25 protein-coding genes and 2 pseudogenes are annotated in these 26,866 nt (G+C 37.9%); 17 read left to right on the top strand and 10 right to left on the bottom strand.

Features of this window, described 5'->3' with window-relative positions; genetic code table 11:
- Positions 1 to 8 precede the first annotated feature (8 nt).
- The 10 genes from ccoN to MR054_RS12960 all read left to right on the top strand — a co-directional run bounded on the left by ccoN (position 9) and on the right by MR054_RS12960 (position 11,323).
- Positions 9 to 2,201 (top strand): cytochrome-c oxidase, cbb3-type subunit I, encoded by a 2,193-nt coding sequence (ccoN, locus tag MR054_RS13005; RefSeq protein WP_242158276.1) that lies wholly within the window; start codon positions 9 to 11, stop codon positions 2,199 to 2,201.
- 6 nt (positions 2,202 to 2,207) lie between these two features.
- Complete coding sequence (locus tag MR054_RS13000; protein WP_242086742.1) at positions 2,208 to 2,393, top strand: CcoQ/FixQ family Cbb3-type cytochrome c oxidase assembly chaperone; 186 nt, start codon at positions 2,208 to 2,210, stop codon at positions 2,391 to 2,393.
- On the top strand, positions 2,390 to 3,292 hold the full coding sequence (locus tag MR054_RS12995) for a cbb3-type cytochrome c oxidase N-terminal domain-containing protein (protein WP_242158274.1): 903 nt from the start codon (positions 2,390 to 2,392) through the stop codon (positions 3,290 to 3,292). The genes MR054_RS13000 and MR054_RS12995 overlap by 4 nt, the downstream gene beginning before the upstream one ends.
- Before the next feature lie 190 nt (positions 3,293 to 3,482).
- A complete protein-coding gene (gene ccoG / locus MR054_RS12990) occupies positions 3,483 to 4,907 on the top strand; it encodes a cytochrome c oxidase accessory protein CcoG (protein WP_242158272.1) in 1,425 nt (474 codons plus the stop codon).
- Between the two features lie 34 nt (positions 4,908 to 4,941).
- A complete protein-coding gene (locus tag MR054_RS12985) occupies positions 4,942 to 5,388 on the top strand; it encodes a FixH family protein (RefSeq protein ID WP_242086723.1) in 447 nt (148 codons plus the stop codon).
- A gap of 1 nt (position 5,389) precedes the next feature.
- On the top strand, positions 5,390 to 6,091 hold the full coding sequence (locus MR054_RS12980; RefSeq protein ID WP_242158271.1) for a sulfite exporter TauE/SafE family protein: 702 nt from the start codon (positions 5,390 to 5,392) through the stop codon (positions 6,089 to 6,091).
- Between the two features lie 124 nt (positions 6,092 to 6,215).
- A complete protein-coding gene (locus tag MR054_RS12975; protein WP_242158269.1) occupies positions 6,216 to 6,887 on the top strand; it encodes a TetR/AcrR family transcriptional regulator in 672 nt (223 codons plus the stop codon).
- A 2-nt stretch (positions 6,888 to 6,889) separates the two neighbouring features.
- Complete coding sequence (locus MR054_RS12970) at positions 6,890 to 8,557, top strand: peptidase domain-containing ABC transporter (protein ID WP_242086717.1); 1,668 nt, start codon at positions 6,890 to 6,892, stop codon at positions 8,555 to 8,557.
- Positions 8,558 to 8,560: 3 nt separating this feature from the next.
- A complete protein-coding gene (locus MR054_RS12965; RefSeq protein WP_242158267.1) occupies positions 8,561 to 9,913 on the top strand; it encodes an HlyD family secretion protein in 1,353 nt (450 codons plus the stop codon).
- 3 nt (positions 9,914 to 9,916) lie between these two features.
- Positions 9,917 to 11,323, top strand: a complete 1,407-nt coding sequence (locus tag MR054_RS12960) for a TolC family protein (protein ID WP_242158265.1) — start codon at positions 9,917 to 9,919, stop codon at positions 11,321 to 11,323.
- A gap of 81 nt (positions 11,324 to 11,404) precedes the next feature.
- Here MR054_RS12960 and MR054_RS12955 read toward each other — a convergent pair whose 3' ends face one another.
- Together MR054_RS12955 and hemN are read right to left on the bottom strand one after the other, a co-directional pair.
- Complete coding sequence (locus MR054_RS12955; protein ID WP_242158264.1) at positions 11,405 to 12,238, bottom strand: universal stress protein; 834 nt, start codon at positions 12,236 to 12,238, stop codon at positions 11,405 to 11,407.
- Positions 12,239 to 12,383: 145 nt separating this feature from the next.
- Positions 12,384 to 13,748: an oxygen-independent coproporphyrinogen III oxidase gene (gene hemN / locus MR054_RS12950; protein WP_242086708.1), complete on the bottom strand. Its 1,365-nt coding sequence runs from the start codon at positions 13,746 to 13,748 to the stop codon at positions 12,384 to 12,386.
- A gap of 148 nt (positions 13,749 to 13,896) precedes the next feature.
- Between hemN and MR054_RS12945 the strand changes: the two genes are divergently transcribed.
- The 4 genes from MR054_RS12945 to MR054_RS12930 all read left to right on the top strand — a co-directional run bounded on the left by MR054_RS12945 (position 13,897) and on the right by MR054_RS12930 (position 17,301).
- Positions 13,897 to 14,481: a superoxide dismutase family protein gene (locus MR054_RS12945; protein ID WP_242158263.1), complete on the top strand. Its 585-nt coding sequence runs from the start codon at positions 13,897 to 13,899 to the stop codon at positions 14,479 to 14,481.
- 35 nt (positions 14,482 to 14,516) lie between these two features.
- Positions 14,517 to 15,047, top strand: coding sequence for an RNA polymerase sigma factor (locus tag MR054_RS12940; protein WP_242158262.1), 531 nt, complete (start codon positions 14,517 to 14,519; stop codon positions 15,045 to 15,047).
- A complete protein-coding gene (locus tag MR054_RS12935; RefSeq protein WP_242158261.1) occupies positions 15,048 to 15,854 on the top strand; it encodes an anti-sigma factor in 807 nt (268 codons plus the stop codon). It abuts the gene before it with no gap.
- A gap of 259 nt (positions 15,855 to 16,113) precedes the next feature.
- Entirely contained in the window at positions 16,114 to 17,301 is a 1,188-nt protein-coding gene (locus tag MR054_RS12930) for an MFS transporter (protein ID WP_242158260.1), read from the top strand.
- A 92-nt stretch (positions 17,302 to 17,393) separates the two neighbouring features.
- On the opposite strand, the gene MR054_RS12925 is transcribed toward MR054_RS12930, so the two are convergent.
- The 4 genes and pseudogenes from MR054_RS12925 to MR054_RS16825 form a co-directional block, all read right to left on the bottom strand.
- A complete protein-coding gene (locus MR054_RS12925; protein ID WP_242158259.1) occupies positions 17,394 to 17,843 on the bottom strand; it encodes a hypothetical protein in 450 nt (149 codons plus the stop codon).
- 12 nt (positions 17,844 to 17,855) lie between these two features.
- On the bottom strand, positions 17,856 to 19,145 hold the full coding sequence (locus tag MR054_RS12920) for a tetratricopeptide repeat protein (protein WP_242158258.1): 1,290 nt from the start codon (positions 19,143 to 19,145) through the stop codon (positions 17,856 to 17,858).
- 73 nt (positions 19,146 to 19,218) lie between these two features.
- A pseudogene (locus tag MR054_RS12915) lies at positions 19,219 to 20,151 on the bottom strand (DUF4331 family protein).
- A gap of 33 nt (positions 20,152 to 20,184) precedes the next feature.
- A pseudogene (locus MR054_RS16825) lies at positions 20,185 to 20,457 on the bottom strand (DUF4331 family protein); the annotation flags it as partial.
- Between the two features lie 142 nt (positions 20,458 to 20,599).
- Between MR054_RS16825 and MR054_RS12910 the strand changes: the two are divergent.
- Positions 20,600 to 21,772, top strand: coding sequence for an LETM1-related biofilm-associated protein (locus MR054_RS12910; protein WP_242158257.1), 1,173 nt, complete (start codon positions 20,600 to 20,602; stop codon positions 21,770 to 21,772).
- Positions 21,773 to 21,781: 9 nt separating this feature from the next.
- Here the strand turns inward: MR054_RS12910 and MR054_RS12905 are convergent, their stop codons facing one another.
- From MR054_RS12905 to MR054_RS12895, 3 genes are all read right to left on the bottom strand, one after another.
- On the bottom strand, positions 21,782 to 22,684 hold the full coding sequence (locus tag MR054_RS12905) for a TIGR01777 family oxidoreductase (RefSeq protein WP_242158254.1): 903 nt from the start codon (positions 22,682 to 22,684) through the stop codon (positions 21,782 to 21,784).
- A gap of 186 nt (positions 22,685 to 22,870) precedes the next feature.
- On the bottom strand, positions 22,871 to 23,557 hold the full coding sequence (mnmC2, locus tag MR054_RS12900; RefSeq protein ID WP_242158253.1) for a tRNA (5-methylaminomethyl-2-thiouridine)(34)-methyltransferase MnmC2: 687 nt from the start codon (positions 23,555 to 23,557) through the stop codon (positions 22,871 to 22,873).
- Position 23,558: 1 nt separating this feature from the next.
- Entirely contained in the window at positions 23,559 to 24,059 is a 501-nt protein-coding gene (locus MR054_RS12895; RefSeq protein WP_242158251.1) for a DUF4920 domain-containing protein, read from the bottom strand.
- A gap of 90 nt (positions 24,060 to 24,149) precedes the next feature.
- Here MR054_RS12895 and MR054_RS12890 point away from each other — a divergent pair, with 90 nt between their 5' ends.
- A complete protein-coding gene (locus tag MR054_RS12890) occupies positions 24,150 to 25,217 on the top strand; it encodes a branched-chain amino acid aminotransferase (protein ID WP_242158250.1) in 1,068 nt (355 codons plus the stop codon).
- A 32-nt stretch (positions 25,218 to 25,249) separates the two neighbouring features.
- On the opposite strand, the gene MR054_RS12885 is transcribed toward MR054_RS12890, so the two are convergent.
- Positions 25,250 to 25,636: a nucleoside triphosphate pyrophosphohydrolase family protein gene (locus MR054_RS12885; RefSeq protein WP_242086676.1), complete on the bottom strand. Its 387-nt coding sequence runs from the start codon at positions 25,634 to 25,636 to the stop codon at positions 25,250 to 25,252.
- A gap of 239 nt (positions 25,637 to 25,875) precedes the next feature.
- On the opposite strand from MR054_RS12885, the gene MR054_RS12875 reads away from it, so the two are divergent.
- On the top strand, positions 25,876 to 26,865 hold the full coding sequence (locus tag MR054_RS12875; RefSeq protein ID WP_242158249.1) for an aldo/keto reductase: 990 nt from the start codon (positions 25,876 to 25,878) through the stop codon (positions 26,863 to 26,865).
- Position 26,866: the final 1 nt, after the last annotated feature.

Below are 26,866 nucleotides of genomic sequence, written 5' to 3'. Positions count from 1 at the left end.
ATTCACCTATGGAAATGCAACAGTTTCATTACGATAATAAAATCGTTACCAAGTTTATTTACGCAACTATAGTATTTGGAGTGGTAGGCATGTTAGTCGGACTACTTCTGGCCTTTATGTTCCTTTTTCCAAATCTTACCGACGGTATTTCATGGTTAAGTTTTGGTCGTTTAAGACCATTGCATACCAATGCCGTTATTTTTGCTTTTGTGGGTAATGCCATGTTTGCCGGTATCTATTACTCCTTACAACGCTTACTGAAAGCTCGAATGGCAAGTGATTTATTGAGTAATGTCAATTTTTGGGGCTGGCAACTAATTATTTTGGCAGCGGCCATAACATTGCCCTTGGGCATTACCACCTCTAAAGAATATGCTGAATTGGAATGGCCTATAGATATCGCCATTGCATTGGTATGGGTGGTATTTGGGGTAAACATGATTTGGACGATTTTAAAACGTCGTCAACGCCATTTATATGTGGCGATTTGGTTTTATATTGCCACATTTGTGACTGTTGCTGTACTTCACATTTTCAATAGTTTGGAACTCCCTGTGAGTGCTTTAAAAAGTTACTCCGTTTATGCAGGGGTGCAAGATGCCCTGGTACAATGGTGGTATGGACATAATGCCGTGGCTTTCTTTTTAACAACTCCATTTTTGGGCATCATGTATTATTTTGTACCCAAGGCAGCGAACAGACCTGTGTATTCCTACAGACTTTCTATCGTCCACTTTTGGTCCTTGATCTTCATTTATATTTGGGCAGGACCTCATCACCTTTTGTATACGGCATTACCGGAATGGGCCCAAAATTTAGGCGTTGTATTTTCAGTCATGCTATTAATGCCCTCATGGGGTGGTATGATAAATGGTTTGTTAACCTTGAGAGGGGCCTGGGATAAAGTTCGTATAGACCCTGTTCTAAAATTCATGGTAGTGGCCATTACCGGTTATGGTATGGCTACTTTTGAGGGGCCAACCCTGTCTCTTAAAAATGTAAATGCCATTGCTCACTTTACCGATTGGATCATAGCGCATGTTCATGTCGGCGCATTAGCATGGAATGGTTTTATGGCGTTTGGTATTATTTATTATTTAATACCACGTTTGTTCAAAACAAAATTGTATTCGATTGGTCTTGCCAATTTACATTTTTGGCTAGGCACCCTGGGTATCATCATTTATGCCCTACCTATGTATGTTGCAGGATTCACCCAGGCTAGTATGTGGAAACAATTTAATCCGGATGGTACACTAGTTTACGGTAATTTCTTGGAAACGGTTACAGAAATCATTCCCATGTACTGGATGCGTGCCATAGGAGGTTCCTTATATATTATTGGTTTATTCATTCTGGTTTATAACATCATTGTGACCATTAAAATGGGAAGTAAAGTTGAGGATGAATTGGCAGAGGCCCCGGCATTGGAACGCGTTACTAAAAAACGCACCGCCAATGAAGGCTGGCATACCTGGTTAGAGCGAAGACCGGTGCAATTAACACTTTTAGCCACCATTGCCATTTTGATTGGTGGTATCATTCAAATTGTACCGACCATTATGGTAAAATCGAATATTCCAACCATATCAAGTGTCGAACCTTATACACCACTTGAATTGGAAGGACGGGACCTATATATTCGTGAAGGATGTGTGGGATGCCATTCGCAAATGATACGTCCATTTAGAAGTGAGGTTGAGCGCTATGGTGAATACTCTAAAGCAGGTGAATACGTTTATGACCACCCCTTCCTTTGGGGAAGTAAGCGAACAGGACCGGACTTGCATCGTATTGGTGGTAAGTATTCAGATAACTGGCACTTTAATCACATGTATGATCCTCAAAGTACGTCCTCTGGCTCCATAATGCCACGTTATCCCTGGTTAATTATGGGCTCATCGAGTGTACTCGACAAATCACAAACCGAAGCCAAAATGAGAACAATGATAGCTCTGGGCGTTCCCTATACCGATGATGACATTGCCAATGCTCAACAAAGTATGTTGGAACAGGGTACTGCAATTGAGCAAAATCTATATAGTGATCCCGACTTTGCTGAAAATTATGAGAATAACAAAAAGTACGCAGCAGAACATGGGGAAACCTTTGTTGAAATGAGAAACAGAGAAATTGTGGCTCTTATTGCCTATTTACAGCGCTTAGGGACCGATATTAAAGTAGAAACCGCTCAAAATTAACGCATTATGTTAAAATTTGTAAAAAATCATATGGAAAGTATTTCAGGGGTGGAAATATACCCTATCATTTCCTTGCTTATATGTTTTATCTTTTTTGTAGTACTAACATGGTGGGTAATCACTGCTAAAAAGGACTATATAAAAAAAGTAAGTAACCTGCCATTAGACAACCAAAACGACAATATATTATGAGAAACTTAATTCCATCCTGGGTAAGAGTGCCCTTGGTATTCTTCATCATTTTTGGTGCCGTAGAATACTTTATAGACTCCGGAGAAAAGCCAGCATTTATAGAATACCCAAGTGTACTCTTATTCTTGTTTTTAGTGTTATTAATCTTAATTGCCATTGAAGCTATTATAAATGCGCTTGAAAATGTCATGTTACAGAAACTTGATGCAGAAGCTAAGGCACGTTTTTTAGCTGAGAAGGAGCAATCGTATCAATTTACCTGGCTCAAAAGAATGTATAAAAAGCTTATTGGTACAAAACCCATTGAGGAAGAGGGCGAAATTATTTTAGATCATAATTACGATGGCATTAAGGAATTGGACAACAGCCTGCCACCTTGGTGGTTATATGGGTTTTATGCTACGATAGTTTTTGCAGCAATATATTTATTAAGATTTCATGTCTTCGATGGTGCCGGTCAATTTGATGAATTGAAAACCGAATTGGCTGAAGCTAGAGCAGCTATTGAAGAATATAAAAAAACAGCTAAAGACCTTGTTGACGTTAATACAGTTGAACAGCTTACAGAAGCGTCAGATTTGAGTGCGGGTAAAGCCATTTTTCAAACCAATTGTGTGGCTTGTCACATGCAAGATGGAGGCGGTGGTATTGGGCCAAATTTAACTGACAAATACTGGATTTTAGGTGGGGATATTAAAAGTATATTTCACACGATATCGGAAGGTGGACGTTCGGGTAAAGGCATGATTGCTTGGAAGCAGCAATTAAAACCGTTAGAAATTGCGCAGGTGGCCAGTTATGTTTTAACATTCCAAGGCACTACACCTGCTAACCCCAAAGATCCGGAAGGTGAATTAATGATTAATGAAAATGCCGCAACCAATACAACTGAAAATTAAAACAGAAAACATCGCAAACCGTAACAATGAATTTTGTCATTCAGATCCGAATACACGAGGAAAGAATCTATAATAATTGATGTTATAACTGATTAAGACGCTTAACCTCTCAAAGAACCCCACTAGTTAAGGGGACCGAAGCGTTTTAAATGACCATGATAAAACGATTTTAATTCAGCTCAACAAACCATTGGAAACCCCGGAAAACGAAAATTTCAGAGACTCAATTGGCACGATTACCGAGGAAGGTAAACGTGCCTGGGTATTTCCAAAACAACCCAGTGGGTGGTACTATGATAAACGAAAAATAGTCAGTTATTTTTTATTGGCCTTTTTATTTTTATCACCATTCATTAAACTCAATGGTAACCAGTTCTTAATGTTTAATGTACTGGAACGGCGCTTCAATATTTTTGGGTTCCCCTTTTGGCCACAGGATTTTCATCTATTTGTAGTATCCATGATTATTGGTGTCATTTTCATCACCTTGTTTACAGTTGCCTTTGGACGTATATTTTGCGGATGGATTTGTCCGCAAACTATTTTCATGGAAATGGTATTTCGGCGTATTGAGTATTGGATTGAGGGCGACCGTAATAAACAACGCAAATTGGATAGACAACCATGGAACGCAGAGAAAATTAAAAAACGACTATGGAAATGGTCCATATTTTTAATTATCTCTTTTTTAATTGCCAATGTGTTCTTGGCCTATCTCATTGGCAGTGATAAACTCCTGCGTTACATCAGCGATGGTCCCTTCAACCATCTAAACACCTTATTCCCACTAATTATTTTCACCGCTATTTTTTACTTTGTATTTGCTTGGTTTAGGGAACAGGTTTGTATTATAGCTTGTCCTTATGGCAGATTACAAGGCGTATTACTGGATACCAAATCCATTGTTGTTGCCTACGACCATAAGCGCGGTGAAGGTGAAAATGGCAGGAAAAAATTCAGGAAGAATGAAGACAGAAAGGCTTTAGGCCATGGTGATTGTATAGATTGTTTACAATGTGTACATGTTTGTCCTACCGGTATTGATATTAGAAACGGCACACAATTGGAATGTGTTAACTGTACAGCCTGTATTGATGAGTGCGATCATATTATGGAAAGCATTAATTTACCAAAAGGACTTATCCGATATGCCAGTGAGGAAAACATCGTAAATCACGCCCCATTTAAATTAACTACCAGAATGAAAGGTTATATAGCTGTTCTATTTATTTTAACAGGGTTATTAACCGGGATGCTATTTTTAAGAAACGATGTTGAAGCGACAGTTTTAAGATTGCCTGGACAATTATATGAGCACAAGGACAATAACATGATCAGTAACGTATTTACTTATAAATTAGTGAATAAAACCACAAAGGCCATTGAGGATGTTACTTTAAGATTAATGTCGCACAAAGGGAAATTAAAGCTCGTGGCCACCAGTGATAGTTTTACCGTGCCCAGTCAAGGAATAGCTGAAGGCACCTTATTTGTGGAAATTAATAATGCCGTATTATCAGGAGACCGAAATAAAATTAAAATAGGGGTTTATCAGGACGATAAGCTCATTGAAACCACATCGGCAAATTTTTTAGGTCCCAGAAACTATAAATGAATTAGTTTAAGATCAAACCATTAATATTTAAACCATGAAAATGAATTGGGGAACAGGAATTGTATTAGCATTTATAGGCTTTATTGGCTTTATCATGTACTTTATTATTACCATGAACGTGAATGACAAATATGATCATGATTTGGTTACCGACGATTATTACGCCGAAGAGCTGACTTATCAAAACGATATTGAAAAACTAAAGAACGCCAATAATTTGAGCGAAAAGATAATTTATGAAAAGTCCAACTCTGGTATAAAAATTATCTTTCCCAAAGATTTAGATCACAAAAAAATAACCGGAAAAGTGTTCCTGTACAGACCATCTAACAAACAACTAGACTTTGAAACTGCAATTTCATTGTCTGGCACCTATTTGCTCATACCTGACAATCGTTTGGTAGATGGTCGTTGGAACATGAAAATAGACTGGCAATATAACGGAAAATCTTATTTATTTAAAGCCGCTTTGAATTATTAACATGTTAGCATCAGCGTTTATATTAGGTTTATTGGGAAGTTTGCACTGTGTAGGAATGTGTGGACCCATAGCATTTATGCTTCCGGTAGATCATTCAAATGCTTTAAAAAAAATAATCCAGATTAGCATCTATCACCTGGGCAGACTTTTGGCCTATGGTATCATTGGCCTTTTATTTGGGTTTATTGGAAAGGGCCTTTACTTATTTGGTTACCAACAGCAATTATCAATTGGGATTGGTATTGCGATGATTTTATTCATCATTGTCCCAAAAAAAATTAAAAATAATTATACCGTCTCAGGACCTATTTATAGATTGATTTCAAAAATCAAATCAGCTTTAGGAAAATCCATTAAATCTAAAACTTCGGACACCTTTTTAACCATAGGGTTTCTAAACGGATTTTTACCCTGCGGATTGGTCTATATGGCCGTCTTTGCTGCCATGGCCCCCGGAAATTCACTATCTGGTGGCCTATATATGGTGCTATTTGGCCTGGGAACTATACCACTTATGACAACAGTTATTTACTTCACTCAATTTTTAAAAGGAAGCGCAAGACAACATATTCAAAAGCTTATTCCAGTATTTGTGGTAATTATTGGGTTACTATTTGTGATGAGAGGACTAGGGTTGGGTATTCCGTATCTTTCACCAGCCCCTTCTAACGAGGTGATGACCCATACCATTAATTGCCACTAACCCATTTTTTACAGTCAATTTTATTCCCTGATTTCATTCAAATGTTAATTTTTTTCTAAAATTATTTAAAATATACCTTATATTAATAGTATTACTATTATATTTGCAAGCATAAATATTAATTATGGATAGATTACTATCAAATATAAAAATTGCAGTTCCTGAGAAAATATATGTAAAAGACCCGGAGTCCTCCGACCTGGGAAAGCGCATTGTACAACACAGTATTATTATAATAGACGATATGGGTTTTGAAAGTTTTACTTTCAAGAAATTGGGACATCAAATAGATTCCAATGAAAGTTCGATATACCGCTATTTTGAAAGTAAGCATAAACTACTATTATACCTAACCTCTTGGTATTGGTCATGGATTGAATATCAATTGGTTATTGAAACACATGCTTTAAATCATCTCGAAAAACTGTGTAAAGCTATAGAGATCGTTACTAGAAGTGTTAAGGAAGATTCGAATTTTTCTCACATTAATGAGGTTGTTCTTAATAGGATTATTATAAATGAAAATTCCAAGTCTTTCCTAACTAAGGAAGTGGATAAGGAAAACCAAGAAGGTTATTTTGCAGTGTATAAACGAATCATTCATCGCTTAAGGGACATGATCACTCATGTAAATCCGGATTACCCGTTCCCCTCAAGTTTAGCGAGCACGATCATTGAAGCGAGTTTGCACCAACATTTTCTCAAAGACCATTTTATTTCCATTACAGATTGTGGAGGTAAGAGTACACCCACTGACTTTTTAATGGACTTAGTATTAAAAACCATCAAATCATAATTATGGACAAACCAACCATGTCACCCTGGAAACGCTTTTTAGGATTACTACAATTGGAAAGAAGGGATATATTGCAAATATTCTATTACGCCATTTTTTCCGGAATTGTAGCGCTATCACTACCCTTGGGGGTTCAGGCAATTATCAACCTCATTCAAGGGGCCCAAATTTCGACCTCTTGGATCATCTTGGTTATTTTAGTAACAGTTGGTGTCGCATTCAACGGCGGACTTCAACTCATGCAATTACGGATTATAGAAACCATCCAACAACGCATATTTTTACGTTCATCTTTTGAGTTAAGCTACCGATTTCCAAAAATAAAAATGACCGAATTACGGAACTTTTATCCCCCTGAACTGGCCAATCGATTTTTCGATACATTAATCATACAGAAAGGACTCTCCAAAATATTAATCGATGTCCCCACTGCCCTTTTACAAATTTTATTTGCATTGATTTTACTGTCCTTCTACCACCCGTTTTTCATCATTTTCGGTCTATTGTTGTTATTGCTCATAGTCATAGTTTTTAAATACACGGCAGAAAAAGGATTAGCAACGAGTTTACAGGAATCAAAGCATAAATACCGTGTGGCCCACTGGATTCAGGAAATAGCGCGAACTATTGTAAGTTTTAAGCTTTCCGGAAACACCAATTTGGCCATCTCCAAAAATGATGCCCTGGTTACCGACTATCTTAATGCCAGGGAGAGTCACTTTAAAATTTTGGTCATTCAATTCATTCAGATGATTAGTTTTAAGGTCATAGTTACTGCCAGTTTGCTTTTAATTGGCGGTGCATTAGTGCTAAATCAAGAAATGAATATTGGTCAATTTGTAGCCGCAGAGATCATTATTATTTTGGTGATTGCCTCGGTCGAAAAACTAATTCTGGGTTTAGAATCATTTTATGATGTTCTCACCTCCATTGAAAAATTAGGTCAAATTGTCGATAAGGAATTAGATAACCTGAATGGGGAGTCACCCGGATTTAAACATGGTTACGACATTTCATTGGAAAATGTGTCATACTACGTTACCGATAGAGAAAAACCGATATTACAAAATATTACCCTTGCCATCAACACCGCAAGCAGAATATTAATTAAAGGAGAAAGTGGATCGGGGAAATCGACATTGTTAAGATTAATCTCCGGAGTCATCCAACCTTCTTTGGGTAGCGTTTATATTAATAATGTATCCCTAAAAAGTTTGAATCTAAATCACTACCGGTCCCAGTTAGGTCTATCCTTAACCGAAGAAACACCTTTTGAAGGGACTCTTAGGGAGAATCTTACTTTCGGCAATCCAGATATTACCGATGATACCATTTTTGAGGTCTTGAAGAACATTGCCTTATTGGATTTCGTTAAAGAACTGCCCAATGGATTGCAAACCATCCTTTATCCTGATGGAAAGCAAATGTCGCATACCGTATCAAAAAAAATAGTATTGGCCAGGGCCATTTTAAAACAACCAAAGATTTTAATCCTGGAAGATGCCTTGGATCGGTTCAACAGAAAGGAAACAGATGAAATTATTGACTTTCTGTCCCATAAGGACAGGCCATGGGGTCTTATTGTGGTTAGTAGCAGCAGACATTGGGTAAATAAATGTACGGAGGTTATTACGTTGGAAAAAGGAACAATTAAAACAAAGAATTTTTAGATCATGCTCAATATTTCTCATAATCAGTTAAATAAAAAAGTGGATTTAAGACGGTTTCAGTCGGGTAGAAACGTTTTAGATAAATCATATTATAAGCATTTTAATAAATTTCTACTCGCAGCGGCTTTTATTACCGGTATAACGATGTTCCTACCCTGGACACAGAACATTACCGGTAGAGGAGCGGTAACCACATTAAAACCAGACCATCGTCCGCAAAGCATTCAATCTCAAATCCCTGGACGGATTGAAGAATGGTTTGTACGTGAAGGGGACTACGTTAAACGAGGGGATACGATTCTAAGGATTTCTGAAGTAAAAAGCGACTACTTCGACGATCAGCTTGTTGAACGTACCAATAGTCAAATACAGGCAAAGGAATCTTCATTAGACGCCTATCAACAGAAAGTACAGGCTTTACAAAGGCAAATCATGGCCCTCAAAAATGAACAGAAGCTAAAGTTAGAACAAACCAGAAATAAACTGTTACAGTCCAAATTAAAGGTAAAGAGCGATAGTATTGACTTTGAAGCCTATAAAACCAACCTGACCATAGCCGAACGACAGTATGATCGTATTTTAACTTTACAAAAGGAGGGATTAAAGGCCTTAAGGGATGTGGAAGAAAAACGAGTAAAATATCAAGAAGCGCAAGCAAAACTGATATCACAAGAAAACAAATTTATATCAAGTAAAAATGAGGTCATAAATGCTCAAATAGAATTGTCCAGAATAAACCAGGAGTACATTGATAAAATATCCAAATCACAAAGTGATTTATTTACGACACAATCCAGTAGGTTCGACACTCAAGCTCAAGTAACCAAACTTATGAACGATTATACCAATTACCAGGTAAGGCATAGTTTGCGTTACGTAACTGCCCCCGTTGACGGATATATTAACAAAGCCATAACTGGTGGCATTGGGGTAACTTTTAAGGAAGGAGATGCCCTTGTGGGTATCATGCCGGAACGCTATGACCTTGCAGTGGAAACTTATGTAAGACCAATTGATTTGCCCCTGTTACACCTTGGTGAAAAAGTTCGAATTCAATTTGACGGATGGCCGGCAATTGTATTTAGTGGATGGCCCAATGTGAGTTATGGTACCTATGGCGCTAAAGTTGTGGCTATTGAGAATTTTATTAGTGACCAAGGGATGTACAGGGTTTTACTTGCCCCGGATGAAACCGATCACGAATGGCCAAAGGCTATAAGAGTAGGTTCCGGTGCAAAAACCATTGCCCTATTGGAAGACGTGCCTATTTGGTTTGAACTTTGGAGACAAATAAATAGCTTCCCCCCTAATTATTATCAACCAAAAAACAAGGAGAAATCCAATGTAAAAAGTTAAAAAATGAAAACATTTCTATTTTCAATTTTAGTATTTATATATGGTACTGTCTGTGCACAAGACAGCCTCAAAGTGATCTCGCTTTCAGAATATTTAGGCTATGTAAAAGCCTTTCACCCCATTGTGAAGCAAGCTAATTTAATCATTAGTGAAAGTGAAGCGAAACTGCTGAAAGCCCGTGGTGCATTCGATCCTAAATTAGAAATTGACTATGACACCAAGCGGTTTAAAAGCACCGATTACTATAACAAACTCAATACGACTTTCAAAATTCCAACATGGTATGGTATTGAGTTAAAAGGGACATTTGAAGAAAACGACGGTATCTTTTTAAACCCGGAGTCTACAATCCCCGAGGACGGGCTGTACAGTGTAGGTGTTTCGGTATCTGTGGCCCGTGGTTTATTAACCAACGAACGTATGGCCTTGTTAAGACAGTCCAAATTATATGTGAAGCAGGCCAAAGCTGAAAGACAATTACAAGTCAACAATATACTGTACCAGGCGACACTTAGCTATTTTAAATGGTTACAAACCTATAATGAAAAGCGCCTATTCGAAAACTTCTTGAATAATGCTCAAATGCGTTTTGACGGTATCAAAAAAAGTTATGAAGTCGGTGAATTATCCGCTATTGATACCACTGAAGCTAAAATGGCCTTAAACAATAGAAAACTTAGTTTAGAAAAAGCACGAATAAAATTCATCAAATCCTCATTGGAACTATCAAATTACCTGTGGATCAATGATAATACACCCATTGAACTCAAGGATGGGGTGATTCCGGATGTGAATACCCTCGAAAATATCGATGATGCATTGCACATTACCGGAATGCTCATGGAAAACATAAATGTTAATGATCATCCTAAAATTCAGTCTTTAGATTACAAACTCCAAAGTCTAACTATAGAAAAACGACTTCAGGCCAACAATCTCTTACCAAAAGTGGATTTACAGTATAATTTTTTGACCCAAACCCCGGAAATTATAAGTTCAATGAATACCTCAGCATACAAAAGTGGTATAAATATTAGTTTCCCTTTATTTTTAAGAAAGGAACGTGGTGATCTCAAGCTAGCCAAATTTAAAATTCAAGACACCAGATTTGAAATTGAATCTACAAAGGTCATTTTAAAAAATAAAATAGATGCCCTTTTTCAGGAATTAAGGTCATTCCTATCTCAAAACAAATTTATAGAAGATTTAGTAACCGATACGAATACCTTATTAAAAGCCGAAGAACGAAAATATTTTTTAGGAGAAAGTTCCTTATTTTTAGTGAATTCAAGAGAGTCAAAACTTTTGGACACTCAATTAAAATCCATTGCCATTGAAACTGAATTTTTCAATACCAAAGCCCTGTTGTTTAATGTACTATCAATTTCTCAAGACACACCCATTTATTAAATATATAGAAGTGAGGAGGCTCCTTAGCGGAGCCTTCTCAAAAAAACTAATTTGCTAAAATCAATTCAAATAAACTTTAAACTAAATCTTAAAGGTAATGACCGGTAAGGTTGCATGATTGGCAACATCCTCACTTATACTGCCTTCAAAAAAGTGAGCTATTCCTTTTTTGCCATGTGTAGGCATGGCAATTAAATCAGCTCCCACTTTGTTGGAAAAATTTAAAATACCATCTTCAACAGTATAGTCGCTTACGTAAAAGACACTGTCCAATCTATCCAAATTTCCATCGGCTTTATTTAAAAAATTAGTGACATTTCGCTCTATCTCTATTGAACTTTTAAAACGATCGTTAGGTAAATTGACATGTACCAAATACATCTTAGATTTCATTTTTTCGAATAATTTGGTGGCTTTGATGTAAGAGGCAATACTTTCCTCTTGAAAATTGCACGCATAAACCACGACTTCAAAATTGATTTCCAATAAATCCTTTTTCACCACTAAAACTGGAATTTCCGAGTGGCGCACCACACGTTCCGTATTCGAGCCTACAAAAAACTCTTTGACGCCACTAGCACCATGGGATCCCATTACAATAATATCGGCATGATGTTTTTGTGCGACATCGTTAACCTCACTGAACACTTTGAAATGTTTTACAATTGGAGTCACTGTAACCCCCTTCAGGTAATCCTTGTTAATAAAATCCTCAAATTTCTGCTCTGCAAGTTTAAAAAAGTACAAGGCTTTCTGGCTTTGAAGTCCTTCGGAAGCAGTTAACATAATATCTGACATTTCCAGCATATGCAGCACCAGAAGTTCTGCATTGTAGGTTTTAGCCAGTTTGGCCGCAGCCTTTAAGGCATATTCTGAATAATCGGAAAAATCTACAGGCACAATGATTTTTTTCATCAGTTTTAAATTTTAATGGTTTATTAAAAACTAAGAAACTAAAAAAATACCATCCCAAATGAGGTTCTGTTAAAAACTTACCTCATTTAAGGTATATAAATCGATGAAATTCATAAACCACCCGTAAAGACCATCGGTTTACTGATTAAACAGTCATAGAAAACAGTTTAGTTTCAGGCTGTCTTCTTTTGAGCAACAAATCGAATGCCATACAAATATTTCGAACAAACGGACGTCCTTTTTGCGTTATTTCAACAAAATTGGAACCAATGACAATGAGTTCATCTTTTTCCATTTCTTTCAATTCTAAAATAACATCGGGCAGTTCCTTAAAATATAATTCATCCAAGTTCCATGACGTTCTAAATTGACACATTAAGTTAAGAATATGTTTCCGAATAATCAAATCTTCTTGTTGTAAAATATGACCGCGGAACACAGGTAGCATATCCTGCTCTAAGAGAGCATAATAGTTTTCAATGGCTTTTACATTTTGTGAAAAACCATACCAACTATCACTAATTGACGATACCCCCAAACCAATCATGGCCTGAGTTTTATGGGCAGTATACCCCATAAAGTTTCTATGTAACTTTTTAGAAACCATGGATTTATACAAACTGTCGGTTTTCAAAGCAAAATGATCCATTCCTATTTCTTCGTATCCGACTTGGGTGAGTAATTGTTTCCCCAGTTCGTATTGTTGCCTTTTTAATCCCGGAGATGGTAAATCCGAATCCTTGAACCCCCGTTGACCATTACCTTTTATCCAGGGCACATGGGCATAACTATAAAATGCCAAACGATCAGGGAGTAAAGTCTTTGTTTTTAATATGGTTTCTTCGACATGCTTCAAGGTTTGAAATGGCAATCCAAAAATAAGGTCATGTCCAACGGATGTATACCCTATTTCCCTGGCCATTTCAGTAGCGCGTTTTACCTGTTCGAAGGTTTGTATTCTATGTATTGCTTTTTGCACTGTAGGATTATAATCCTGCACACCGTAGCTTACCCGTCTGAATCCAATATCATATAAGGATTGCAAATGCCGATTTGAGGTATTATTAGGATGGCCCTCAAAACTAAACTCATAATTTTCGGCAAGGATAACATCCTTTAAAATCTCCTTTAACAGCCGAGTTAGATTATGGGGACTAAAGAAGGTTGGTGTACCCCCACCAAGATGCAACTCCTTAAGAATCGGTTTTTCATTAAAAACCTCTAAATACAGTTGCCATTCCTTTAAGACAGCATCTATATAGGGTGTCTCCACGCTATGCTGTTTGGTTATACGTTTGTTACAACCGCAAAAGGTGCATAAACTTTCACAAAAAGGTAAATGAATATAGAGACTTATTCCCTCTGTGGCATTACTTTCCCTAAAGGAGGTAATTAATGAGGCCTTCCATTTGTCGAGGGAAAATGTATTGTTATCCCAATAGGGTACTGTCGGGTAACTTGTATAGCGGGGACCCGCTACATTGTATTTATTAACTAATGAACTTACCATACCTAACCATTATAAAACAAAACTAAACTTTAGTTGTTTTTTAAAATATGATATATGTCATATCTAAATTTGCAATTGGCCGATTATTGCCTTAACTTTCATCAAAATTTTCAAGAAACAGTCTTTAAAAAACATAAAAAATAGAAAAATGAAAAATCCGATAATGTTAATGACAACGGTAGTCTTGTTATCTATACTTGGTTGCAAAAATGAGAAAAAAGATGCTGTAGAGTCTCCAGACGAAGTTAGTGTTGAGAAAGAAATGGCTCCTACACCAGAAAGTAAAAAACTAACCATTACCCTCGAACCAAAAAGCGATAGCAATGTTAACGGGCAAGTCACCTTTAAGGAAGAGAACGGTATGGTTACCATGACAGCTATCATGAGTGATTTAGAACCCGGAACACATGCGATTCACTTACATGAAACAGCCGATTGTTCTTCCGCAGACGGAAAATCCACCGGAGGCCATTGGAACCCTACCTCACAACCGCATGGGAAATGGGGAGATGAAGCAGGTTACCATAAAGGGGATATCGGTAATTTCACGGCTGATGAGAAGGGCAATGGTCTTATCCAATTTTCAACGGATGAATGGTGTATGGGCTGTGACGACGTGAATAAAAATATTTTAGGTAAAGCAGTCATCGTCCATGCTGGTGAAGATGATTTAACCTCACAACCGTCGGGTGCTGCTGGTGCACGGGTAAGTTGTGCTGGGATAATCGAATAATGAACCCCGCTTCACTTAAAATTTAAATCCAACCGATGGATCTGGACCTTTTAGTAAAACAATTTCAACAAAAGGATGAAAAGGCTTTTGAGTCACTTTACAATATGTATAGCACGAGTATGCACGGTGTTATCAACACTATTGTAAGGGACAGTGAAATGGCAAATGAGGTCCTGCAGGATGTTTTTGTTAAAGTCTGGCATCATGCAGATTCTTACTCTGCCGAAAAAGGGCGCTTTTTTACCTGGATTTTAAACATTGCCCGAAATGCAGCCATAGACAAAACGAGATCTAAAAATTTTAAAAACTCCAGAAAAAACCTTAAAGCGGAATTTTTCGTAGACATACTGGAAACCCAAGAAAGTTTAAATGACAAAACCGATGCTATTGGTATTGGAAAATTTGTTAAAAAATTGGCCAAAACATGTATTGAAGTTATCGAGTTGCTTTATTTTAAGGGCTATACCCAAAGTGAAGCGTCCGAAGCTTTAGATATGCCCATTGGTACGATAAAGACAAGAAACAGAAACTGCATTAAGGAATTAAGGTCAATGGTATTAAAATAAATGGATATTAAGGCATATATAGAATCCGGTATTTTAGAGCTGTTTGTTGCTGGCGCGCTTTCCGAAAAAGAAAGCAAGGAAGTCCATACTCTAGTACAGCAATATCCTGAGTTAGAACAAGAAGTTTTAGAGATAGAACAGGCTATTATAGCCCTGTCTGAAGCCACATCCATAAATAAAGACGAAACCGCCTTTACGACCATTAAAGATAGATTAGCCTTTAAGAATAATCAAACAAAGGTCATTTCCGTAGCGAAATCAAAATACAATTGGGTGACTTATACCGGTTGGGCCGCTTCCATTATTTTGGCACTTGGTTTGTTTTGGACCCTGAACCAGAACAAACAACTGGAATCGAATATCCAAAACGTGACCATAGAAAAATCGTATTTAGAACTACAAATTGAAGCCGCCAATTCCAACTTAAACGATGCCAAAACCTTGATCTCCGTATTGCGTGATGATAATATTACCCAAGTGCCGTTAGCCGGCCAGGGAAATTTTACCGAAACCTATGCCAAGGTATATTGGGATAAAGACCAACAGCGCATCTTTCTGGATGCTGCCGGATTACCTGAACCACCGGAGGGCAAGGTATACCAGGTATGGTCCCTAACCCTAAATCCGTTAATACCTGTAAGTCTGGGTACCTTGGACAGTTTTATAACGGATGATAATAAAATCTTTGAAATACAAAATCAAAACCAAAGTGAGGCCTTTGGTATTACATTAGAGCCAGAAGGTGGAAGTGCAACGCCAACTATGGAGCAATTGTATACATTAGGAGTGGTGACCACCAATTCTTGATTATCCCTCCAAAATCTTAAGACACGATTTTACAAAAAAGATTATATTAGTAGCCTAAGTTTAAACTTGGCAACGCTGTAATTACATCTCAATGAGCTCTGGAAAAATGGCATCCAAGATTACACCTGCAAATTTGATTTCATGACACCAACTAATAACTCATGATAACATTCTACATAAAAATTAGACATCGACGTAGGTCTACAAACAGATTAAGCAAATATCTGTTGTATGTTTTTGGTGAGATGTAGAATTCCCTATGAAACCAGCAAAAATAATACTTCCTGTTATTGTCCTATCACAATTCTGTTGTACCTCTTTATGGTTTGCGGGAAATGGGGTGTTAAATGACTTAATTGCTAGTTTTAACCTAAGTCAAAGCGCTTTAGGGCATCTTACTTCGGCGGTACAGTTCGGGTTTATAACGGGAACGTTGAGTTTTGCCATTTTAACCATAGCGGATCGATATTCGCCTTCCAGGGTATTTCTTGTTTGTGCTTTATTGGGGTCTGTTTCGAATATGGGACTCATTTGGGAACACCATTCCTTAACCAGCATACTCACCTTGCGGTTTCTTACCGGTTTCTTTTTGGCAGGTATCTATCCCGTAGGAATGAAAATAGCAGCAGATTACTACACCAAAGGCCTTGGTAAATCGCTCGGATTTTTAGTTGGTGCTCTGGTTGTCGGAACAGCCTTTCCACATTTGGTTAAGGATTTGACAACTTCTTTTTCATGGAGATCGGTAATTATTGTCATTTCGATTCTGGCCGCGACAGGAGGTTTGCTCATGGTATTGTTGGTACCTGATGGTCCCTTTAGAAAAAAAAGTTCGGGATTCCACTTTTCCGCATTCTTCAAAGTCTTTGAAAATCGAGAATTCCGTTCGTCTGCCTTTGGCTATTTTGGCCATATGTGGGAACTCTATACCTTTTGGGCCTTTGTGCCCATTATGCTTAAGACTTATACTATTTTACACCCTCAAACCTCCTTTAATGTGCCTTTGTTATCCTTTCTTATTATAGGCATTGGTGGACTGGCCTGTGTGCTGGGAGGCTATGGTTCTCAAATCATAGGTGCTAAACGAATGGCATCCATAGCTTTATTCCTATCATGCTTGTGCTGCTTGACCTCATCATTGGTTTTTGGCACTGAGTCTGAAGTTTTGTTTTTGGGGTTTTTATTCTTTTGGGGTATGGTGGTCATTGCAGACTCCCCTCTATTTTCGACGCTAGTCGCCCATAATGCCCCGAAAGAGATCAAAGGAACGGCGCTAACCATCGTTAATTGCGTGGGCTTTTCCATAACCATCATCAGTATTCAATTAATAAATAGGATCCATGAATTTACAAATTCCAACGCAATCTATATGCTATTGGCCATCGGACCTATCCTTGGATTATTAGCTTTAAGCCATAGGACGGTATCCAGAACAATATCCGAATAAAAGAAAGTGCCTGCATGACGCAGACACCTTCAACCAACCAACCAAAACCACTAAAAAACGAGCCCATCCAAACATTGCTTGGGAAGGCATCACTAAAAATTGTACGTCATATTAATGCCTGCCAAAAATTGAGCTTCATGAGTGAAATAAACCATATCAGCGACTCCTGCACGACGCTCTAAATTGGGTTCAATGGCAAATCGGGCATCTCCGAAACCCAAGAGGTTTTCAATAAAAAAGCCTATTTGAAAATCACTTATAGTGTAGGTTAACTCCATATCCACAAAGGAAACATCCTGAATTAAAACATACGTTTCCTCACTTGTTAACTCATCCTCTACCCTAACCTTTAACTGGCAGGAAATTCCATGGACCACACTGGAAAGAATACCAATTTGATACGTTGGTTCAACAAGATTAGGGAGGACTGTATTATCCATTCTTATATTTGACATTACGTATCCCTCTTGCTTTGCCGGTTGTCCGCTTAATATGCTGGTCGCCAACGACATAAAAATAAAAAATGCAAATCCTTTACTCATGGCTATAAGGAATTAAATCTTTTCAATTTTTTCTTCCATTAACGGACCTAATTCAAAGGTGCTATCCAATAATTCTTTTTTAAGAGCGCTTGCTTCTTTGACTTTACCGTTACCCTTATAGATCTGAGCTAAATGGAACAATACGTCGGGCTCAAAGGTTTTATCGGCGACATGTTCTTCCATGATCTGCAGTGCCTCCCGAACATGTCCATGGTTGTAATAGGCCCATGCCAATAAATCGTACGATTGGGGTGTTGGCCTATCTTTAATTTCCTCTAAGGCAATTGTTGCCGCTCGTTTTGGTTCATGATAGGTATCGGTGAATAATAAGGCATTATATGTATTATACATGGCGCCATAGTTGGTGTCCTTCACCAGGGTCCTATAGTTATTTAAATACTCCTTTTTAGCTGTATTATCACCAATATATTCAGCTATTTCTGCCTTGAACAAATAGATATCCGGAGTTTCATGGGTTTTTGAAATCGCATTCAAAATCCGTAAGGCTTCTTGTGGATTTCGCTCATGAGAATATACAATCCAAGCAATTCCTTTTATTGCATAGGCATCATTTGGATGAAGCGCCAGTGCTTTTAAATAAAAGTGGTATGACAGGTTAATTTGGCCATCATGTCCGTAATAATCTGCTAAATTGGTATACGTCCATTGCATGCGTTGTTGATCGTTGGAGGACTCAGCTATTTCTGATGCTTTTTTCAAATAGAGTATGGCTTTATCCAGATCGCCATGGTGATCACTCCATTTGGATAGCCGAATAAGAAAATCGAAATCTATATAGTTTTCAATGTTTTTTAAATACATGGAAGCATCATGGGTATTCCCTAATTCCAAATGAACATCGAAAAGCATGTTTTGGGTCGCCTTAAGTTTTTCTCCATGAATTTCGGCGATGTGCAACAGCTTTAAGGCTTCTTTAAAACGGTGCTGGGCTATGTAAATTCCTGCCAAAGCCCTTAAATAACCGCTAGTTCCATAATTTGTTCTTTCATTGACTTCAACCAGTTTTAATTCGGCTTCCTTTAGATAATCAATACGACCGGTTTCTTTAAACATAAGCGATAGAGATGCTGCTGCCTTGGCCAAATATGGAAATTGTCCCGGTTCTTTTTCTAGCTTATTTTCCCAAAATATTAAATCCTTTTCGGCCAGTTGCAGCATCTCATTTTCCTGAGTGTCTAAATAGGAATTATAATCACTTGGTTTTGTGACATGGTCTGCGACCTCATTACAACTCGAAAGTAACAGGGCCAGAGCCATCATTGTCAATATTGAAGGTTTCATTTTAGTATTGTTTTTAGTTTTTTTTTAAATAATCGGAGCATGCCCTAAAACACACCCCGATGACATTTTATTCTTACCACGGTGAGGCTAAGTATGGGAATGAGGTCAAAAAAGGCTTGTCGTTTTCGTCCACATGGTCATTGGATAGGGCCGGATATTCTGTAAAATCCTCCCCTCCAAAAATCAATAGTAATTCAACGGTAATCACATCATCGGCTAAAGCCCTTCCGGTTAATAGATTGGTTCCATCATAAAATGTGGTCGTTCCATCTAAGGACACATTCAACACATCGGTTGCTAACACCGTCGTAAAAGTGGTAGCATCCATTCCCAATGCATTTAATCCACCATTGGCATAAGCAGGACTTAGGGCTAACAAATTGGCTTCAAACATGCCTTGAAAGGCATTACCCTGATTATCCGGAGTGGTCCTATTGAATTCATCCTTACTTGAGGAGGACACAAATACGGTGTTCACCGCGGGTCTTCCCATTTGATCCTCTTGAATATAGGTTCCTGACAGGACGGGGTTGTTATATACACCCTCTCCATTTCCCGGTACATCATTTTTACTGCAAGCGATTAGCAGTAATGCACTAAAAAGATATCCTGATACTAATTTTAAATTTTTCATAAGGTTTATTTTAAGATTATATTATTGTCTTCTTTTTGATTCTACCCATACGTTTATGGTTCCGGTACCTCCTATTAAGGCCTTGGGAACCTCAACCACTACAGACATGACATTCGTTCCGGCAAAAGTGTCACTTCCCGGATTATTAAATCCACTGGCATTACCTGCAATGATTTCACTATACTGTGCAAAATCCATGAAAAAGGGATCGTCTCTAGGCCCTGCAAATACAGATATATTATTTTTTGTACTTATCCGGGCTTCAGAACCATAGCCGGTTATATCAACAAAAACAGCATCGTTAACACTATTAACATCCAACACACTGGATAGACCCGGGCTACTTGGTGCCACAGGACCAATAACATACATTTTTCCTTGCCTGGGAACGGCCTGAATGACCAAATCTTCAATGTTATCTCCGGTATTATCAATGTTGAATTCTATCATAACATGTTCATCAAAAGTGGCGGCTGATGTGGCCGCGGGACTCAGGAGTCCCTGGAGATTGGCTACAAATACCATGTTATCGGTATTTTCACCCTGGAAAGCATAAAAATCTGTAATGTCGCTTGCACCACCTTGCACCGCTGGTGCATCAATATGGTCTGCAGCAACAAAAATTAAACCGGCCACTGCGAGTATCCCGATTCCTAAAATTTGTTTTAAGTTTTTCATAATAAGAAATTTTGTTAATAAATTTTTGACGTTCACGCATACCTACGAAGTAATAGGAAACTCGGTTTTGTTAAAATTTTGTTAAATACATTTATGTGTTCTTTTCTACAAAAGACTTAATTTTACAGTCTATTTTGAATTTATGAACCCATCAGCTACAGGTTGGATAAAAAAGGTGTTAAAGGAAGTAACCCATAATACCGCCTTTCTGAACGATGACGAAGAAACGTTCTATTTGGCCTTAAGGGCCTGTGGCTTTATTTTTGGAAGCAATCTCGATATTGTTGCCCGCATATTTGATAAAAAAGACTTATCTGAGGATGAACTGTGTAAGGTAAACTTACTACTCGCCTTTTTATATACGCATCATAACTCCCAGTCCAAACTCCAGTTTGTGGACAGTGTTATGCAGTTTTATACCGCCATCAATGAACTAAAAACGTCTTTTTTTCAAGGGTTGTTGAGCTCTAAACAATCCAGTGAACAACTGGAAAAAGTGATTCATAAACGAATTCATATTGATCATAACGTCCTCACCAAAAACTTCAACTATTTTATAATTAATGCCTTATTGTTCGTGGATATCCTTGCCTACAAAAAGTATTTGAAGGAGAACGTTATTTCCATAGACTATATCAGGCAATTGGAAAGCGTTGTAGAATCTATTATTTTGAAAGCCATTGATGCCAAATCGGAGAAAAACCAATATGATGAAAGCCTAATTAAACTTTTTGAAGCTTCGTTGCGCTATCAGGATACGGAGCGTCTACCCTATGACACGGCCGTAAAACTTGTTAAAAGCGATATTGAAAAATATTATATTCTGGATCTGTCCTGCATGGCCAGTTGGAGTGACCGGGTTATTGATGCCAATGAAATTAAATTCATAACCCAACTCGGTCAAGACTTTTTTTTAAGTTCTGAAAACACAAAGGCCTCCATAGTGTTTGTAAATTCTTTTTATACGGCACATAAGGATGATATTGCCATACTTAGTTCAAAAAATATTGTGCAAAGTTTTTATGACAACTCAAGTAAAATGGTTAGTAAGCTCATCTCCAGAAACAGGAAACGGTTGTACAAGGAATTAATGGATAGCAAAGAATTACTCATCTTATTATCCAAATCGACGCATAAGGAACTAAATACAGAAGAGCAAAAAAAAGTACAGGAACAGCTCATGGATATATTCAAGACCATACCCAGTCTGGCCATATTCATGCTCCCGGGCGGAGCCTTATTATTGCCATTGGTGATTAAGTTTATCCCAAAATTATTGCCCTCAGCCTTTGATGAGAATAGAGTTGAGGACTAACACCAACCCTTACAGTAAGTCATCAAGGGCAGGTATTAGATTATTGTATTTGAATTCAAATCCTTTATTTTCTATTTTTTTAGAACTTACCCGCTGACTTTCAAACAGCAACGTATGCATGTCACCCAAAAGCAATTTCATAAAAATACGTGGAATATTAGGCAAAATCAACGGACGTCCAACCTGTCTGGCTATTCCTTTAATCAGTTCTCCATGGGTTACGGGATTAGGGGCTACACCATTATAGGTCCCCACAAGGTTATTTTTCAATATATGTATAAATAGGCGGGCCAAGTCCTCAATATGAATCCAAGACTGCCATTGTTTACCAGAACCAAAGGCTGCTCCAAAACCTAACCGTATCGGTTTGACCATTTTTTGCAAGGCGCCACCATGATCTGAAAGCACAAGCCCAATCCTAATTTTTGAGACATTAATGTTTAATTCTGAAAAACCATCCACCGCTTGCTCCCATCGTTGAACAACGGAACTGAGAAAAGAAGCATCGAACGTTTTATAGGACTCTTCGTAATAATTGACCTGAGAATCGGGATAAATACCTATGGCACTAGCTGAAATCACCTGCTTTATATGATGCGATTCCCTCTTCAGGGCATTGATTAATAAACGAGTGGTATCGACCCGACTGGAGACAATCTCTTTTCTGTAACGGGGGGTCCAACGCTTTACAATGGTCGCCCCTGCGAGGTGTATGATAGCGTCAACATGTTCAAAGCATTGGCTATCAATTTCTTGAGTTTTCGGATTCCAATAAAATCCTTTATACGCATCGTCCGTTTGTATTTGGGAGGTTCGGGTTGTTAAATAATTGACTTTAATACCCTCTTCATGGCAACATTCCACAATTTTTTGTCCAATTAATCCAGTCGCACCCGTTATTAATACGCGCATTTTCCTTTTTTTATAAAATTACAAAATGAAAAAATGGAATACCAGCAGTTTATATTAGGTTTAACAATTAATTATTTTACAAACAACACTCCGGTGTCTATATTTAATTAGGAGTCATACACGCACCACCCTGTTGTAAGCCAAGTTCATCTCCAATAAAAGCAGAACCTATGAGCAAATCCGTTATTAGGAAATGGGTTTACTGGCGCATAACATTTCCCGCTTTCCCGGAGGTCCGGGTAATTTTTCAACCGTAAATCCTACATTTTGCATAGCTCTTCGCACACTCCCTTTGGCTGAATAGGTCACTAAAACACCCTGATCCTTTAGCGCATGAAACATCCGTTTAAAAATAGATTCTGTCCATAATTCAGGTTGTACCCGTGCACCAAAAGCATCAAAATAAATAAGATGGTATGTGTTTTCATCATCAATTTCCTTAAAAAATTTCTTCTGTTTGGTCAGTGAAAAATGGGAACTGATGTCGTGATGCGCTTCCCATGACAGCCGATGCAAAGTTTTAAAAGTATTGGCACCATCATCGGCATTCAAAATTTCAGGATAATTCAATTGTAAAACCTCTTCCATAGGCACCGGATAAGCCTCCACACCAACGTAGTCTATGGTTATATTTAATGTTTTAGCTTCCAATAATGTAATCCATGCATTTAAGCCGGTTCCAAAACCGATTTCAAGAATAGAAATCTTAGGGTCATGAGTTCCCCTTAAACGATAGCAACGGTGCAGTCCATGATGTATAAAAACATGATAGGCCTCTTGAATGGCGCCATGTTTTGAATGATATTGTTCATTCCAATCGGGTAAATGTATGGTCGATGAACCGTCAGCCGTAATAATAACTTGTCGTTCCAAATTAGTGCTTTAGAAGAACCCCATCTGCCTCAAAAGCAAAGATGTGTTTCGGCTCTGTAATTCGTGAAATCTCATCTGAAGGCTGTCCTGCATCTTCAGCATAATGACGCTGATCTTCAACAGTTAGCTCATCTATATAAGCCAATCCGCTAACAATAACCTCTTTATTTTTAATAGTTTTAGGAACAAAGAATCCATAATCTTTAAATCTAACCATTACCTCGCTTTTATCATCCAAGGTCAGCTTCATCCAACACCCTTTTACCTGGCAGACATCACTGACCGTTGCCTTGAATTTAGAGGTCATGGTATCCCCAACCTTAAGGGTATGATAATAGGAAAGCATTGATTTTGCCCATTCCGCATCGTCTGCTGTAATCTTTTTACCAAAGGAGACGTATTTAGGAGCTGCTCCATGGTCTTCATCCATTTGTTTTTCAGCTTCATTTTTACAGGATAATGACATCAATAAACTGATAAACGTTACGATTATAAATCTCATGTTGCAAAAATTTAAATTTTAAACGATTTGTGTAAATATACCTATTTTTAAAATCCTTTTTACTTAAATTTGTGCATAAATAATTAGACTATGAACACGGTAATCAACGATATAGAGGTTATAAAAAGTAAAACCTCTAAGATTAATGAGGTAGATTTTGATCATTTGAAATTTGGTACTGTCTTTTCGGATCATATGCTGGTATGTGATTATAACGAAGGTCGATGGCATGCGCCTAAAGTTGTGCCCTATCAACCTATTACACTTGATCCGTCGGCTAAAATTTTTCACTATGGTCAATCCGTATTTGAAGGCATGAAAGCCTACAAAGATGTTGAGAATAGCGTCTGGTTATTTCGTCCATTAGACAATTTTAAGCGTTTAAATATCTCTTCGAAACGATTGGCCATGCCGGAATTGCCAGAAGCTTATTTTATGGACGGTCTGAATGCTTTACTTAAAGTGGATCAGGCCTGGATCCCTAAAAATGAAGGCAGCTCATTATATGTAAGACCATTTGTTTTTGCCTCCGGAAACGGATTTCATGCGTCGCCGGCCGATGCCTATAAATTTATCATTGCCACGGCCCCATCCGGATCCTATTTTTCTGGGAAAGTAAAGGTCCTTATTGAACAAAACTATTCCCGTTCTGCAAATGGTGGAGTGGGATTTGCCAAAGCCGGTGGTAATTATGCCGGACAGTTTTACCCTACCCAGCTGGCCGTAGAAAAAGGCTACCAGCAGGTCATTTGGACCGATGATAATACACATGAATACATTGAGGAAGCCGGTGCAATGAACATTTTTGTTCGCATCAATGACACCTTAATTACCGCACCAACCAGCGATCGTATTTTGGATGGTATCACCCGTAAAAGCATTATAGAGTTAGCACAATCTGAAGGAATAAAAGTGGATGTCAGGAAATTAAGCGTTCATGAGGTCGTTGAGGCTGCACAGCAAGGTTCGTTAAAAGAAATGTTCGGAGCAGGTACTGCAGCTGTTGTTTCCCCCATTTCCGGATTTGGTTACAATGGTAAGGATTATGATTTGCCTGAAATGAAGGAGACTTATGCCAGTTACTTAAAAAAACGTATTACAGATATACAGACCAATAAAGCTGAAGATCCTTTTGGATGGCGCTATAAGGTTGAATAAAATAAAAAAGGGAAGTTTAAAACTTCCCTTTTTTATTTATCTAAAATCGATTGAATGTTGGGTTTAAAATAGTTAGGCCCCTTTAAAACTTTTCCATCTTCTCTATAAATCGGTTTTCCGTCCTCTCCCAATTTGCTCATGTTACTGCGTTGAATTTCATCAAAAACCTCTTCAATCTTATATTGCATACCATGCTCTATGATGGTACCACACAAAATGTATAACATATCACCTAAAGCATCAGCCACTTCAACCAAATCATTATTATTGGCCGCTTCCAGGTATTCTTCATTCTCCTCACGCATCAAATTAAATCGCAACCTGTTTTTTTCATGTCCCAAATTGGCTTTTGGAGTTTCACGATGACCTATTTTAAAAGCTTTATGAAATGCTTTTACCGCCTCTATTTTATTCTTCATATATTCCTTAAATTTGCATAAAAATAACTATATGTTCAGTAAAGGTCAAATCATTTTTGGAGTTTTATTTTTTATAGTCTTTGTTATTGTTATTGCCATGACCTATAAAAAAGATTTACAACTTCATAAACGGTTTTATTCAGGCAGTATATGGATACTAATTGCCTTTATCGCCTTTATTCTACTTATTGTTGCTATAAAATTCTTCCTAAAAGTTTAATATAATTAGAACGATTTAAATGAACACCTACCAACCCGACAAAAACCGCTATGATACCATGACCTATAACCGAACAGGAAAAAGTGGTGTACTGCTGCCTTCGATTTCTTTAGGATTATGGCATAACTTTGGATTTAATGATAGTTATGACAACGCCCGAGACGTCTTACATTGCGCTTTTGATTTGGGAATAACGCATTTTGATCTCGCCAATAATTATGGGCCACCTCCGGGATCGGCAGAAGAGCAGTTTGGAAAAATCCTCCGATCTGATTTCAAATCGTATCGAGATGAGCTTTTTATCGCCACTAAGGCAGGGTATCTCATGTGGGAGGGGCCTTATGGTGAATGGGGTTCCAGGAAATATTTAATTTCCAGTTTGGATCAAAGTTTGAAACGTATGGGGATGGACTATGTTGATGTCTTTTATCATCACAGGCCAGATCCCAATACACCCTTGGAAGAAACTATGGGTGCATTAGCAGATATCGTGCGGCAAGGCAAAGCCCTCTATGCGGCGATTTCTAACTATAATCCCGAAGATACCCAAAAAGCCGCTGAGATTTTAAAACGCTTGAACGTCCCCTTTATACTCAACCAGGTCCGTTATTCAATGTTTGATCGTTGGGTTGAAGATGGTCTGTTACATACATTAGAAGCCAATGGTATTGGAGGTATTGCATTTTCTCCTCTCGCACAGGGCATGCTAACCGATAGGTATTTAAACGGTATTCCCAAAGATTCCAGAGCCGGTGGAAACTCCATATTTTTAAATGCAGACGTTGTACATAGTACTATTGAAAAGGTAAAACAACTCAATTCCATAGCACAACACCGAGGTCAAAAGTTATCGCAAATGGCCATTGCCTGGATCTTGAGACAACCCCAAATCGCGTCTGTACTTATTGGGGCCAGTTCGACCAGCCAATTAAAGGAAAATGTAAAAGCATTGGATCATTTGGAGTTTAATACCGAAGAATTAAAACATATAGATCACATTCTATCCTAAA

It is taken from the genome of Aestuariivivens sediminis, from assembly GCF_022662105.1.
GTDB lineage: Bacteria > Bacteroidota > Bacteroidia > Flavobacteriales > Flavobacteriaceae > Aestuariivivens > Aestuariivivens sediminis.
Note: the sequence above shows the minus strand (reverse complement) of the source record. Positions and strands in the feature narration are given on the sequence as shown.

Coding starts and splice junctions, on each gene's coding strand:
- ccoN (WP_242158276.1), top strand. CDS start 9: ATGGAAATGCAACAGTTTCATTACGATAATAAAATCGTTACCAAGTTT.
- MR054_RS13000 (WP_242086742.1), top strand. CDS start 2,208: ATGTTAAAATTTGTAAAAAATCATATGGAAAGTATTTCAGGGGTGGAA.
- MR054_RS12995 (WP_242158274.1), top strand. CDS start 2,390: ATGAGAAACTTAATTCCATCCTGGGTAAGAGTGCCCTTGGTATTCTTC.
- MR054_RS12985 (WP_242086723.1), top strand. CDS start 4,942: ATGAAAATGAATTGGGGAACAGGAATTGTATTAGCATTTATAGGCTTT.
- MR054_RS12980 (WP_242158271.1), top strand. CDS start 5,390: ATGTTAGCATCAGCGTTTATATTAGGTTTATTGGGAAGTTTGCACTGT.
- MR054_RS12975 (WP_242158269.1), top strand. CDS start 6,216: ATGGATAGATTACTATCAAATATAAAAATTGCAGTTCCTGAGAAAATA.
- MR054_RS12970 (WP_242086717.1), top strand. CDS start 6,890: ATGGACAAACCAACCATGTCACCCTGGAAACGCTTTTTAGGATTACTA.
- MR054_RS12965 (WP_242158267.1), top strand. CDS start 8,561: ATGCTCAATATTTCTCATAATCAGTTAAATAAAAAAGTGGATTTAAGA.
- MR054_RS12960 (WP_242158265.1), top strand. CDS start 9,917: ATGAAAACATTTCTATTTTCAATTTTAGTATTTATATATGGTACTGTC.
- MR054_RS12955 (WP_242158264.1), bottom strand. CDS start 12,238: ATGAAAAAAATCATTGTGCCTGTAGATTTTTCCGATTATTCAGAATAT.
- hemN (WP_242086708.1), bottom strand. CDS start 13,748: ATGGTAAGTTCATTAGTTAATAAATACAATGTAGCGGGTCCCCGCTAT.
- MR054_RS12945 (WP_242158263.1), top strand. CDS start 13,897: ATGAAAAATCCGATAATGTTAATGACAACGGTAGTCTTGTTATCTATA.
- MR054_RS12940 (WP_242158262.1), top strand. CDS start 14,517: ATGGATCTGGACCTTTTAGTAAAACAATTTCAACAAAAGGATGAAAAG.
- MR054_RS12935 (WP_242158261.1), top strand. CDS start 15,048: ATGGATATTAAGGCATATATAGAATCCGGTATTTTAGAGCTGTTTGTT.
- MR054_RS12930 (WP_242158260.1), top strand. CDS start 16,114: ATGAAACCAGCAAAAATAATACTTCCTGTTATTGTCCTATCACAATTC.
- MR054_RS12925 (WP_242158259.1), bottom strand. CDS start 17,843: ATGAGTAAAGGATTTGCATTTTTTATTTTTATGTCGTTGGCGACCAGC.
- MR054_RS12920 (WP_242158258.1), bottom strand. CDS start 19,145: ATGAAACCTTCAATATTGACAATGATGGCTCTGGCCCTGTTACTTTCG.
- MR054_RS12910 (WP_242158257.1), top strand. CDS start 20,600: ATGAACCCATCAGCTACAGGTTGGATAAAAAAGGTGTTAAAGGAAGTA.
- MR054_RS12905 (WP_242158254.1), bottom strand. CDS start 22,684: ATGCGCGTATTAATAACGGGTGCGACTGGATTAATTGGACAAAAAATT.
- MR054_RS12895 (WP_242158251.1), bottom strand. CDS start 24,059: ATGAGATTTATAATCGTAACGTTTATCAGTTTATTGATGTCATTATCC.
- MR054_RS12890 (WP_242158250.1), top strand. CDS start 24,150: ATGAACACGGTAATCAACGATATAGAGGTTATAAAAAGTAAAACCTCT.
- MR054_RS12885 (WP_242086676.1), bottom strand. CDS start 25,636: ATGAAGAATAAAATAGAGGCGGTAAAAGCATTTCATAAAGCTTTTAAA.
- MR054_RS12875 (WP_242158249.1), top strand. CDS start 25,876: ATGAACACCTACCAACCCGACAAAAACCGCTATGATACCATGACCTAT.